The organism is Telluria sp. ZB4P36 (assembly GCF_059685865.1).
Window position 1 is genome coordinate 319830 of record NZ_JCASIE010000001.1, and the last position, 12687, is coordinate 332516.

General features: G+C 66.8%; 7 protein-coding genes. 3 read left to right on the forward strand and 4 right to left on the reverse strand.

The annotated features are described in order from the left end of the window. Window position 1: 1 nt before the first annotated feature. The 3 genes from AC56LK_RS01565 to AC56LK_RS01575 all read right to left on the reverse strand — a co-directional run bounded on the left by AC56LK_RS01565 (window position 2) and on the right by AC56LK_RS01575 (window position 5698). A complete protein-coding gene (locus tag AC56LK_RS01565; protein WP_497182808.1) occupies window positions 2-1612 on the reverse strand; it encodes a ShlB/FhaC/HecB family hemolysin secretion/activation protein in 1611 nt (536 codons plus the stop codon). Window positions 1613-1800: 188 nt separating this feature from the next. Further along, window positions 1801-4065: a CHASE2 domain-containing protein gene (locus AC56LK_RS01570; RefSeq protein WP_497182809.1), complete on the reverse strand. Its 2265-nt coding sequence runs from the start codon at window positions 4063-4065 to the stop codon at window positions 1801-1803. A gap of 13 nt (window positions 4066-4078) precedes the next feature. Beyond that, window positions 4079-5698 carry a GAF and HD-GYP domain-containing protein gene (locus AC56LK_RS01575; RefSeq protein ID WP_497182810.1) on the reverse strand — a complete coding sequence of 540 codons (1620 nt, stop codon included), beginning with the start codon at window positions 5696-5698 and terminating at the stop codon, window positions 4079-4081. 222 nt (window positions 5699-5920) lie between these two features. Here AC56LK_RS01575 and AC56LK_RS01580 point away from each other — a divergent pair, with 222 nt between their 5' ends. The 3 genes from AC56LK_RS01580 (at window position 5921) to AC56LK_RS01590 (ending at window position 9502) form a co-directional block, all read left to right on the forward strand. Beyond that, entirely contained in the window at window positions 5921-6820 is a 900-nt protein-coding gene (locus AC56LK_RS01580; RefSeq protein WP_497182811.1) for an MBL fold metallo-hydrolase, read from the forward strand. After that, window positions 6817-9159 (forward strand): GspE/PulE family protein, encoded by a 2343-nt coding sequence (locus AC56LK_RS01585; RefSeq protein WP_497182812.1) that lies wholly within the window; start codon window positions 6817-6819, stop codon window positions 9157-9159. The genes AC56LK_RS01580 and AC56LK_RS01585 overlap by 4 nt, the downstream gene beginning before the upstream one ends. Before the next feature lie 109 nt (window positions 9160-9268). Next, window positions 9269-9502 (forward strand): hypothetical protein, encoded by a 234-nt coding sequence (locus tag AC56LK_RS01590; protein ID WP_497182813.1) that lies wholly within the window; start codon window positions 9269-9271, stop codon window positions 9500-9502. A 25-nt stretch (window positions 9503-9527) separates the two neighbouring features. On the opposite strand, the gene pulA is transcribed toward AC56LK_RS01590, so the two are convergent. Next, complete coding sequence (gene pulA, locus AC56LK_RS01595; RefSeq protein ID WP_497182814.1) at window positions 9528-12617, reverse strand: pullulanase-type alpha-1,6-glucosidase; 3090 nt, start codon at window positions 12615-12617, stop codon at window positions 9528-9530. Between the last annotated feature and the right edge of the window lie 70 nt (window positions 12618-12687).

Sequence of the window (12687 nt, forward strand, 5' to 3'; positions counted from 1 at the left end):
CCTAGTAGGCCAGGCCGACGCGCACGTGCAGCCTGTCCTTGCCGGCGCCGCTGAGTGCGCCCTCTTTCACAACCCTGCCGTAATCGGCCTGCACGTTGACCGCGCTGCCCACCGAGAAGCGCAGGCCGAGGCCGGCGCCGGCGATCGTGGTGCTGCGCAGTTCACCCGGCAGCGCCTTGTTGCGCTTGCCGTAGGCGCTGTCGTAGAAGCCCAGCAAACGGCATTGCCAGCCGCTGCGGCTGCACAGGTTCGGCGTATAGGCCTCGAGGTTCAGGCCCAGGCCCGAGTCAAGCGCCAGGGCGCGCTCGTCGAAGCCGCGCACGCTGGTCGAACCGCCGGCGCCGAACTGCTCGCCCGGCACCAGCGCGTTCGGCGAGTACTGGCCGTTGGCCAGCACGCGCGTCATCCAGCCCTCGCCGCCGAGCGCGCGGCTCCATGCGCCGGCCAGGCGCAGCACGCGGTAGCCGGCCTTGGCGCCGGCGCGCGCCACCGTGAAGTCTTCCTGCTTGCCGCGCGAACCGCCCGGAATGTTGTGCAGCAGGGTCGCCGCGAAGTTGGCTTCGCCATTGTCCAGCGCCACCCGGCCCTGGTAGCCGACGCTCAACGGACGCACCGTCACATCATTGCCGAAATCCTGGTCGAAGAACACGACGCTGTTCTTGTAGGCCTTCACTTCCAGGCCGAAGATGAAGCGGCCTTCGAGCTCGCGGCCCGCCACGCTGCGCTTGGCCGCCACCTTGGTGTAGCGGGCGCCGTAGACCGCGCCGCGGCCGCTGACGGCCAGGTCGAACACGCCTGCGGTCACCACGCCCGAGTCGACGTCCGAATAGCTGGCGTACAGGTCGAGCGCGGCGCCTTCTGCGTAGAGCGGCACGTGGTAGCCCAGGCCCCAGACCGCGACCTGCGAGGGTTCCTCGACCGTGGTCGTGTACTGCAGGCTGGCGACGTGGTCGCGGTCCCACAGGTTGGCATGCTGCAGCACCAGGCCGGCGTGGGTCTTGCCGGTCTCGCGGGTGCCGGTATTGTCGAAATTGGCCATGACGGTCCAGGGGCGCTCTTCGACGACGTCGATGCGCGCATCCACCGTCTCGTCCACGGCGCCGCTGCCGAGGCTCAGCTTGAGCTTCCTGGCCGGGTTCTCGTTGGCCAGCTTGAGGTTGGCGGACACCTGGGCCAGGTTGGGCGTCCGGCCCTCGCGCAGCGCCGGCAGGCTGCGGCGGATGTTGGCCTCGCTGAAGCGGCGGTTGCCGTCGATGCTGATCTTGCCGATCTTCGTCTGCAGGACGTTCAGGCGCACCACGCCGCCATTCAGCTCCTGCTCGGGCAGCTGCACCGTCACCACGTTGTAGCCGCGTGCCTGGTACAGCGCTTCGAGCGCTTCCAGGGCGCGCTGGACGTCGCCGAAGTCGCGTCCCTTGCCGGTAAAGGGCGTCACCGCAGCCTCGATCTCGGCGGCGGACAACAGGGTGTTGCCGGTCACGTCGAACCGGCTGATCTCGAAGCGGACGATCTCGTCCGGGGCGCTGCCGGACGCAGCTTCCTGCCCCCATGCCGCGCTGACGGCCATGGCGAGCATCGAACCTGCAAGCAGGCGCGCAAAGCGTTGTTTCATCGGATGTGTTTAATTAGTGTCGTTTTTATCAATGTTTCTGATAGTTGAACGGCCGGAGGGCGGCCCTGCTCGTGGAAGTGTAACGAGCTTTTTGTTGCAGTGGAGAAAAATTAAGATGGGAAAGGAAACTTCCCCCATGTAAAGGGGGAAACGCCGGGCCTCGCCGTTGTTGGAAGGTCACACCACGCTTATTTGGAGTCGAAGCTGGTCACACCACCCCATTCCCGGCCCGGCGGATGGACGCGGTAATGCCGGATGCGCTCCAGATAGAGGGCGTACAGGCCGCGCTCCGGATGGGCGCTTGCCAGTGCCCCGATCGCCTCCTGGGCGGCATCCCAGTCCTGTGCGCGCACCAGGGCCAGCGCCGCGTCCCACTGCGCCAGCTCGTCCAGGACCGCGGGCGCCAGCCCGGCCGGCTTGCCGAGCGGTTCGTGGATCGCGACCGGCTCGTTCTTGCCCTTCACCCGCACCAGGTCGAGTTCGCGGTAGACGAATTCCGGCGCCGCCAGGCGGGTCGCGGCGCCGACCGCGATGCCGACGCCGTAGACCTTGGTGATGCCCTCCAGGCGCGAGCCGAGGTTCACGGCGTCGCCCATCACGGTGTAGGCGCGGCGGATTTTCGATCCCATGTCGCCCACGTGCATGGGGCCCGTGTTCAGGCCGATGCCGATCTTCAGTTCGGGCCAGCCGCGCGCCAGGAAGTCGCGGTTCAGGCGTGCCGCGCTGTCCTGCATCAGCAGCGCGGTGGCGACCGCTCGGCTGGCGTGGTCGGGGAAGCTGACCGGCGCGCCCCAGAAGGCCATCACGGCGTCGCCGATGTACTTGTCGAGCGTGCCCTGGTGGCTGGAGCGGATGTCCTCGGACATCGCGGTGAGGTAGAGGTTGATGTACTCGCGCAGCTCCTTGGGGCTGAGGCCTTCGGAGATGGTGGTGAAGCCGCGCACGTCGACGAACATGACGGTGAGCTCGCGGCTCTCGCCATCCATGTTGTAGGCTTCCGGGTCTTCTGCCATCTGCGCCACCAGTTCCGGCGCCACGTATTCGCCGAAGCGCGAGACCAGCGCCCTGCCCTTGCGGAATTCGAAGAAGTAGCCCCAGGCGAGGTTCAGCACGAACAGGGCGGCGATCAGGAGCAGGCAGATGAAGACGTTCAGGACCGCATCCAGTTCGGCGTACATGTAATAGTTTGCCCCGGCCACGGCCACGAAAACGGCAGCCGCCACCAGCACCGACCAGGCAGGCGACAGCACCGCCAGCGCGACGGTCAGCACCAGTCCGACCATCGCAACCATGACGCTCTCGAGCGCCTGCGCATACCAGGGACGCGTCTTGAAGCGCCCGTCCAGCATCGACTTGATCAGGTTCGCATGGATCTCGACCCCGGGATACTGATTGTTCACCGGCGTTGCCCGCAAGTCCTGCAGGCCCGGCGCCGTCGTTCCGACAAGGACGATCGCCCCTTCGAGCACATCTTTCGACGCCTTTCCGCTCAATACGTCGGCTGCGGATACATACCGGAACGCACCGCCGTCCGGCCCTCCGGTGCCGCGGAACTGGACCGTCGCACTCAAGCCCTCGCCGACAGGAAAGCGCACGTTCCCGGCTTTGGAAAACAGCGCAACATGTTCCACGTCACTGGCGTCACGCTCGTTCGCGGACAGCGTGTCGACGGTCCTGTCGTAGAGCGGCCTGATGGACGTCGCCTGCATGACCGCGGCGACAGTTGCCAGCGATAGCGAAGGATAGTAGGCGTCGCCAATCTGGAACAGCAAGGGCGAGGACCGCACCAGGCCATCTGCATCGGGAATCGCGGTGAAGACGCCGGCCCCGGCGGCTGCCTGCTGCAGGCGCGCGATGTTCGCTTCGTAGCCTTTGGTACCGCGCGCCAGCAAGATGCGGCCGTTCAGGTCGTCTTCGGTGAACAGCGGTGGGGGCAACACCCCTTTTGCCTGGTCGTCCGCAAGATTAAAGCCGAGTACCACCGGCTGCCCTTGCAGGGCCTGTGCGAACAGGCCATCGTAGTCGAGCGCAGGCTTGAGCTGGCCCAGTTGGTGCTGCAGTCCAGGCACGTCTTTCAGTTCGCGCCCGGCAAGGCGCTCCAGCACCTCGTAGCCCGAACTCGTATCCGGCTCGGGAAACGATACGTCGAAGCCGACCGCGCCGACCTCGTAGTGGCCGGTCAGCTGATCGACGAGCCTGGCCATCACGTTGCGGCTCCAGGGAAAACGCCCGACCTCGTTCAGGCTCTTGCTGTCGATGTCGACGATGACGATGCCCGGATCGGGCTCGAAGGGTTCGAGCCGCATGCGCATGTCGGCAATGATGGTGTCCTGGCGCTCGATCGTGTGGCTGCCCCAGAAGTCGAGCGTGTAGGCCACGGCGATACAGGTCAGCAGCAGCCCGAGCGCCCAGCGCGCACCGTACCGGGAGATGGCCTGGCGAATGCGTTTCATGCGCTGCTATAGCTCAGGGCCGGTAGCCCGGAATCGCCGACTCGTCCACTTCGTCGATCTGGTGCGCGTCCATGTTCTTGTGCGCGAACTGCAGGTAGACGCGGTTGCGCACGAAAATGTCGAACAGGTCCGGGTCGATGTGGCCGTTGAGCGCGAACTTGCCGAGGATGTGCAGCGACTCGGACAGCTTCTTGCCCTTCTTGTAGGGGCGGTCGCAGGCGGTGAGCGCCTCGAAGATGTCGGCGATCGCCATGATGCGCGCCTGCACCGACATCTGGTCTTTCGTCAGGCCTTTCGGATAGCCCTTGCCGTCCATGCGCTCGTGGTGGCCGCCGGCATACTCCGGCACGTTCCTGAGGTGCTTCGGCCAGGGCAGCGACTCCAGCATGCGCACGGAGACGTCGATGTGGTTGTTGATGATCTTGCGCTCGTCGTCGGTCAGGGTGCCGAAGCGCACGGTCAGGTTGAGCAGCTCGTTCTCGCTGAGGAAGGCCTGCTCCTGGCCGTCGGGCCCGGTCCAGCGGTACTCGGCGATGCGGCGCACGCGCTCCTGGTCTTCCGGCGACATGCCCTCGCCGCCGACGTTGGCGCGGCGCAGGAAGTCGCGGTCGGCGCGAATACGCGCCAGTTCCGACTGCAGGCGGTCCTCGATCGCGGCGACGTTGGCGCCCGGCTCGATACGCGCGCGCAGCGCGCGGATCTCGGCATCGCGCAGCAGCACCTCGAAGCGCGTGTCGACCAGGTGGATGCGATCGAAGATGGTTTCCAGCTTGGTCGACTTGTCGACCACGTGCACCGGGGTGGTGATCTTGCCGCAGTCGTGCAGCAGGCCGGCCAGCCACAGCTCCTTGCGGTCGGCGTCGGTCATGCGGAAAGCGGCCAGCGGACCGTCGGCGGTCGCGTGCACCGCCTCGGCCAGCATCATGGTCAGCTCGGGCACGAACTGGCAATGGCGGCCGGTGTAGGGCGACTTCTCGTCGATGCCGATGTTGATCAGGTTGACCAGCGCTTCCAGCAGGTTTTCCAGCTGCTGGATCAGGAGCTGGTTGGTCAGCGCCACCGCCGCCTGCGCCGACAGCGCTTCGATGAATCGCTGGTCGGTCTGGGTGAAGGCGCGGATGGTGCCGGTCTCGGGATCCTTGGCGTTGACCAGCTGGAGCACGCCCACCAGCTCGCCCTCGTGGTCGGTCATCGGCACGGTCAGGAAGGATTGCGAGTGGTAGCCGAAGGCGGTGTCGAAGCTGCGCATGCCCGAGAAGTTGAACACGTCCGCTTTGTACACGTCCTCGATGTTCACCGACTGGTTGAAGTTGGCCGCATAGGCCGCCACCGAGGCCAGGTTCTTGTTGCCGTAGTTGTCGTAGAGCGGTACCGGCGCGATGTCGATCGGCTTGCCGCTCACGCCGCCCTGGTAGATGCCGAGGGTGTCGTTGATCGAGATGTGGAAGCACAGGCTCTTGCGGTCTTCGCTCGGGCGGTACAGGGTGCCGCCGTCGGCGTCGGTCATGTGCTTGGCCACGCGCAGGATGCGGTCGAGCAGTGCGCCGGTGTCGTGCGTATCCCCGAGCGCCACGCTGACTTCGGTGAGCTGGTGCAGGCGTTGCGCGATCTGGGTGGGGTTCAACTCTTGCATGATAAGTCAGCGTGGGAACACATGCATCGCGAGGAATATATGCATGCGGCAACACTTTTGCCAATTGGTAATTTCCTGAAAGTGTAGCTTCGTTACGACCTCATGTATATGGGAGGGTGGCAAGAGTGTTGAAAATCCGCACTTTTTGATCGCTTTGGGAAACAAAGCCGTTATCATTCCCCTTATTCCATAAAAGTAAAGCCAGTCTGGCTGGGAGTCCTGATGAAATTCCGCTTCTGGGGGGTGCGTGGTTCGATACCGTCCCCAGGTCCACGCACGGCGCGCTACGGCGGCAACACAACCTGCATCGAAGTGCGCAGCAACGACGGCACCCTGATCGTCCTCGACGGCGGAACCGGCCTGTTCCCGCTGGCTCAGCACCTGCTGGCGCAGCCTGCGCAGCCGCCGGTCCGGGCCAACATCTTCATCACCCACAGCCACTGGGACCACATCCACGGCCTGCCCTTCTTCACGCCGCTGTTCATCAAGGGCAGCCGCGTGCGCCTGCACGGCGCCCATGATCCGGTGACCGGCAACGGCATCGAACACGTGATGGCGGTGCAGCTCCAGAACAGCTATTTCCCGGTCAGCGAAACCCAGATGGGCGCCACCATCGAATACCGCACCCTGGATATCGGCAGGCCGATCGAGGTCGGCGACACGGTGGTGGACAACGTCCTGATGAACCATCCGGTCACCAACCTCGGCTACCGCATCAGCTGCGGCGGCCGCTCGCTGTTCTTCACCGGCGACCACGAGCCCTGGCACAACCCCTACCCGCCGGGCGATTCCGCCTTCGACGCCTTCGACGCCCACCTGGAGGAGCGCGAGCGCGCGATCGACGCCGCCATGCGCGGCGTGGACGCACTGATCGTCGACTGCTCCTACACCCGCGAGGAATACCCATCCAGGGCCGGCTGGGGCCACGGCACCTTCGATGCCGCCATCGAGATGGCGCTGCGGGTCGGTGCGCGCGCCCTGTACTGCACCCACCACGAACCGACCCGCGGCGACGACGAGCTCGAGGCCGCATTCGCCGCCGTGATGGCGCGCCACCGCGAGCGCCTGGGCAGCCTTGAAGTCCACCTGGCCTTCGAAGGCCTGGAAGTGGTGCTGCGATGAACCAGCCCGCTGTCGACCAGGACGACGCCGCCGGGCAGCTGGCCTTCTTCCAGAAGCTCCAGCGCATCACCAACCGGATCCATGCCACCGCCAGGGTCGAGGAGATCATGCTCGACCTCGGACTGGATTTCTGCGAGCTGCTCGACTGCGACCGCTTCACGCTGTACGCCGTCGCGCCGGACAAGGAGCACATCGTCTCCAAGGTCAAGACCGGCCTCACCACCTTCCGCGAGCTGCGCCTGTCGGTCGGCCCTTCCTCGATCGCCGGCTTCGTGGCAGCGTCGCGCCAGGCCGTGCAGATCGCCGACGTCTACGATGAGGCCGAGCTGCGCCGCCTGTCGCCCGAGCTGCATTTCCAGCGCGGGGTCGACCAGCGCACCGGCTACCGCACCCGCGAGATGCTGGTCGCACCGCTGCAGGACAAGGCCGGCGAACTGCTCGGCGTGGTCCAGTTCATCAACCATCGCTCCGGCGGCCCGTTCCCGCCGCGGGCGATGGAAGCGGTGCGCCAGTTGTGCGAGACCCTGTCGGTGGCGCTCGACCATCGCCTCGGCCCCCAGCGCGTGCGCGGCAAATACGATGCGCTGGTGCAGGAAGCGGTGCTCACCCAGGCCGAGCTGGAAGGGGCCGGCCGCCGCGCGCGCGAGCTGGACACCGACCTCGAAGAGGTGCTGGAAGGCGAGCTGCACGTACGCCGCGCCGCCATCGGAGGCGCGCTGGCCAGCTTCTTCAAGGTCCCCTACGAGCCCTTCCGCCCGGACCGCGTCAAGCCGGTGGACCTGCTGCGCAACCTGAAGGCGCAGTACGTCGAGGAGAACGGCTGGCTGCCGCTCGAGGACGGCCCGGGCGGGCTGGTGGTGATGGCGGTCGACCCCGAGCGCACCGCCGCCAGCCGCATCGTCGCCCAGCTGTTCCCGAAAGCGAAAGTGGCGTGGCGCGTCACCACGCGCGCCGAGTTCCTCCAGACCCGCGAGGCCTTCTTCGGCACCGGCGCGGCGTCCAGCGAGAGCGTGGGCGAGCTGCTGTCGGGACTCGAGGACGACCAGGACTACGAATCCTCGTCCGACGTCTCGGAAGCGGTCGAGAACGAACTGGTGCGCCTGCTGAACAAGGTCATCGTCGACGCCCACCGCCAGGGCGTGTCGGACATCCACATCGAACCGCAGCCGGGCAAGGGCAAGACCGGGATCCGCTTCCGCAAGGACGGCGTGCTGGTGCCCTACATCGAGATCCCGTCGAGCTACCGCAGCGCCCTGGTGGCGCGCATCAAGATCATGTGCGACCTCGACATCTCGGAGCGCCGCAAGCCGCAGGACGGCAAGATCCGCTTCCGCAAGTACGGCCCGCTCGACATCGAGCTGCGCGTGGCGACCATTCCCTCGGCCGGCGGGGTCGAGGACGTGGTGATGCGCATCCTGCAGGCGGGCGAGCCGATCCCGCTGGCGAAGCTCGGCCTGAGCGACTACAACCTCGCGCGCCTGCTGCCGGCGATCGAAAAACCCTACGGCCTGTTCTTCGTGTGCGGCCCCACCGGCTCGGGCAAGACCACCACCCTGCATTCAATCCTGCACCACCTGAACACGCCGGAGACCAAGATCTGGACCGCGGAAGACCCGGTCGAGATCACGCAGAAAGGGCTGCGCCAGGTGCAGGTCAACCGCAAGGCGGGCCTGGACTTCGCCAGCGTGATGCGTGCTTTCCTGCGCGCCGATCCGGACGTGATCATGGTCGGCGAGATGCGCGACAAGGAAACCGTCAGCACCGGCATCGAAGCCTCGCTCACCGGCCACCTGGTGTTCGCCACCCTGCACACCAACAGCGCGCCCGAATCGGTGGTGCGCCTGCTGGACATGGGCATGGACCCCTTCAACTTCGCCGACGCCCTGCTGGGCATCCTGGCGCAGCGCCTGGCGCGCCGCCTGTGCACCGGCTGCCGCCAGCCCTACCACCCGGACGGCGCCGAAGTCGATGCGCTGCTGGCGGAATACAGCGAAGACCTGCGCGGCACCGCCCCGTTCAAGGCCGATCCCGACGCGGCGCGCGAGCGCATCCTGGGCGGATGGCGCGCACGCCACGCCGATTCCGACGGCCGCTTCACCCTGTACCGCGCGGTCGGCTGCGACGACTGCAACAAGGGCTACCGCGGCCGCATCGGCCTGCACGAGCTGATGCTCGGCACCGACGCGGTCAAGCGCCTGCTGGTCGAGCACAGCCGGGTCTCGGCGCTGCTCGGCGCGGCGCTCGACGACGGCATGCTGACCCTGAAGATGGACGGGATCGAGAAGGTATTCGCCGGCCATACGGACATCAAGATGGTCCGGGCGGTCTGCATCAGGTAGCCGCCATGCGCCCTGGGTAATCGTGCGGCGGCAGCGCCAAAAGCCGCTGTTCCGGCCCGTGCAGCACTACAATCGGTCACACCCGACACGCACAAAGGAGCTGGAAGGTATGAAGAAGTTGATGATGGCCGCCGCGGCCTCCACCCTGCTGGGCGGCTGTGCCTACTACTACCCTTCCGGCGGCGACAGCCTGGCCCAGGAAGGCCCTTACGTCCCGACCGGCAGCAACATCCCGCGCAAGAAGGGCGACGGCACGGCCATGGTAAGTACCATGAGCGCGGTCGAACTCGAGAGCGCGCGCATGGATGCGGGCAAGGGGCCCGAACTGCCGCCAGGGCAGTAGGCACTGCCCTTGTCGCTTTCGCCGCTCAATCCTCGTCGCGGCCCTCGCCCTGCTCGACGAACACCGCCGTGGTACGGGCCGGCACCGTGAAGCTGCCGTTCGCTTCGGAATAGCTGGACGTCTTCACCACCGCGTCATCCGACTTGCGCTGCAGCTTGTGCAGCTTCAGCTTCAGGCCCTTCAGCTCGGGAATGGCGATACGCTTCGCCTCCTTGTCCACGTTGAACAGCACCACCACGCTGCGGTACTGCGCGTCCGGGTAGCGGCGCGGCGACTCGCCGTCGATGCGCATCACCACCAGGCCCGGCAGCTGGTCCGGTCCGGTGTTGTGGAAAGCCAGGCGTTCGATCACGTCCTGGGCCGTACGCAGGCGGAACAGGCTGCTGTCATTGCGGATCGCCAGGAACTCCTCGAATGCCGACCTGGCCGACAGGATGGCGCGGCTGTCGGGCTTGATCAGCGGATTTTCCAGCACCGGCGTCATCAGGCCCCAGTTGTCGCGGTTCTTGTCGGCCGAGGGCAGGCCCACGCCGAAGTTGTTCGACGCGTAGCTGTAGTCCAGGCGGTTGAACCAGTCGCCCGCGTTATAGCTGTCGCGGTCGAGCGACTTGGAGCGCAGCAGCTCCTGCCCCGCGTGGATGAAGGGGATGCCCTGCGACAGCAGCACGATGGCCGCGCCCAGGTTCTGCACCCGCACCCGGTCCGCCAGGCTGGTCGACTGCGGCAGGCGGAAGGCGTTGATGTCGAACAGGGTCTGGTTGTCGTGCTTCTCGACGTAGTTGATGGTCTCCGCCGGGCTGGCGGTGTAGCCGGCGCGCTGGCCGAAATAATCGATGTCGGCGTTGCTGCGCAGCGAACCGAAACGATCAAGGAAGCGGTAGTCGCGCAGGGTGCCGGACAGGCCCACGCGCACCAGGTCGGCCAGGCGCAGCGCATCGTCGCGCGACTGCTTCGCCAGGTGGTTCGGGTCGTACCACACGCCGTTGATGAAGCCCTGCTGGCTCACCAGGTTCTCGCCGCCGTCGCAGCAGCCGCCGCCGCGCACGGTGTCGCGCAGGCGGTCGTTGAAGGAGCCGATGCCGGTGCCGAACAGGTTGGCCTGGCGCGCCGTCACGAAGCGCGCGTCGTTGCCGACCGCGCCGAAGTTCCAGCCCTCGCCGTACAGGTAGATCTCGCGGCCGGCGGCGCGGTTGACGCGGGCCTGCAGCTCCTTCATCACGCTGAGCGGCGCGAAGGACATGATGTCGAAGCGGAAGCTGTCGACCTTGTACTCGCTGGCCCATAGCGCCACCGACTCGGTCATCAGCTTGGCCATCATGGTGTGCTCGGCGGCGGTGTCGGCGCAGCAGCTGTCGTTCAGGTTGGCGCCCTTGTCGTTCAGGCGGTAGTAATAGGTCGGCACGATCTTGTCGAGGGTCGACAAGGGTCCCTGCTGCGAGGCGCTGGTGTGGTTGTAGACCACGTCCATGGTCACCCGCAGGCCGGTTTCGTGCAGTGCCTGCACCATCGCACGGAATTCGCGCACGCGCGCGGCGCCGTCGTTGGCGTTCGAGGCATAGCTGCCTTCCGGCGCATTGTAGTGGACCGGGTCATAGCCCCAGTTGAAGCAGTCGCCGTCGCGCACCGCATCGATCGCGGCCTGCTGCTCGCTCGACGCCGGTCCCGCAGCCGGAATGACCGGGCTGGCGCAGCCGGCTTCGTTGACGCTGGCGATGTCAAACACCGGCAGCAGGTGCACGTGGGTGAGGCCGGCCTTTTCCAGCGACTTCAGGTGGCGCATGCCGCGCGACTCGCCTTCGGTGAAGGCCAGGTACTTGCCGCGGCGGGCCGCCGGCACCGTGTCGTCGCTCACGGAAAAATCGCGCACGTGCAGCTCGTACAGCGAGATGTCGGCCGGATGCGCGAGCTTCGGGATGCGGTGGCTGTCCCAGCCGCGCGGCTTGAGCGCCTCGCTGTCCAGATTTGCGATGAAGCTGCGCGCGCTGTTGGCGTTCAGGCTCACCGAGTAAGGGTCGGTCACGGTATTCGTCACCAGCGTGTTGTTCGCCCAGCGCGACAGCACCTTGACGGTGTAGGTGTAATAGGCGCGGTTGGTCCAGCCGGCGTCCGGCGCGGTATAGCTCCACACGCCGGTGGCGGCGTCGAAGCGCATCGGCAGCTGGCTGGCGGCGGGCGCATTCGCGTCCGGATAGATGTCGAGCGCCACCGATTTCGCGGTCGGGGCCCAGACCCGGAAGGTCGGCACCCCGGCGCCGTTGAAGCTGACGCCCAGCTGGGCGTTGGCCGCGCGCTCGCCGAAGACTTCGTCGAGCATGCCGGCGCTCTGCAGCGAGGTGACCTGCACCAGCTTGCCGGCGCCGTCGAACTGGGCGATGGCGAACTGCGCGCTGGCGAGCGCGGCCAGCTTCGCCGCATCCGCCGCGGACAGCGCCAGTCCGGTGGCTCCGGCCAGGTGCGGGAATTTCGCGCGCACGGCTTCCGGCAGCGGCGCCAGGCGCAAGTCCATGCTGCCGTCCGATCCGGTCACGCCGGCCGCGCCGGAACCGAGCCCGCCGTTGGCCGCGTAGTACAGCTTGTAGCTGCCCGCCGCCGGGACGCCCGGCCAGGCCAGGGTCTGCGCGCCCAGCCAGTGGGCGCCGGCCTGGGCCAGGTTGCCGTAGCTGAGCGCGGGCGGCGCCGTATAAATGCTGCAATCGCCCTCGAGCAGCCAGATCTCGTGGCCCTTGCTTGCGACGTCTGCGGGGAGTGGCGCGCCCTGGTCGGCGCCGCAGTTCTTGGTGCCGTTGCCGTCGGTGACAAGGAACCAGAGCGCGGTCTTGCCGGCGGCCAGCGGGATGTCGACGTAGCCGCCGAAGGCGTCAAGCCCGGTGAACATGAAGCGGTCGGTGATCCAGGCCGAGCTCGGATTGGCCGGGCCGTCCCAGGAATATACGCCCCACTGGGCGACGTCATTCTGGGTGCGGCGGAAGTGGATGCGGATGCTGCCCGGCGCGACCGCCGCGGCGGCCGTGGCGGCCGGCTGCTGGGCCAAGGCACTCGCCGCAGGCAGGCCGCCGCCGGCGACCGCGACCAGCAGGCCTCCGATACTCGCGAACGACCGTAGTCGTGAAGTCAAACTACTTCTATTGCGCATGTTGTCCCCTTTATCATTGTTTTAAACGCTCATTGCCCGGGATTCAACGCCC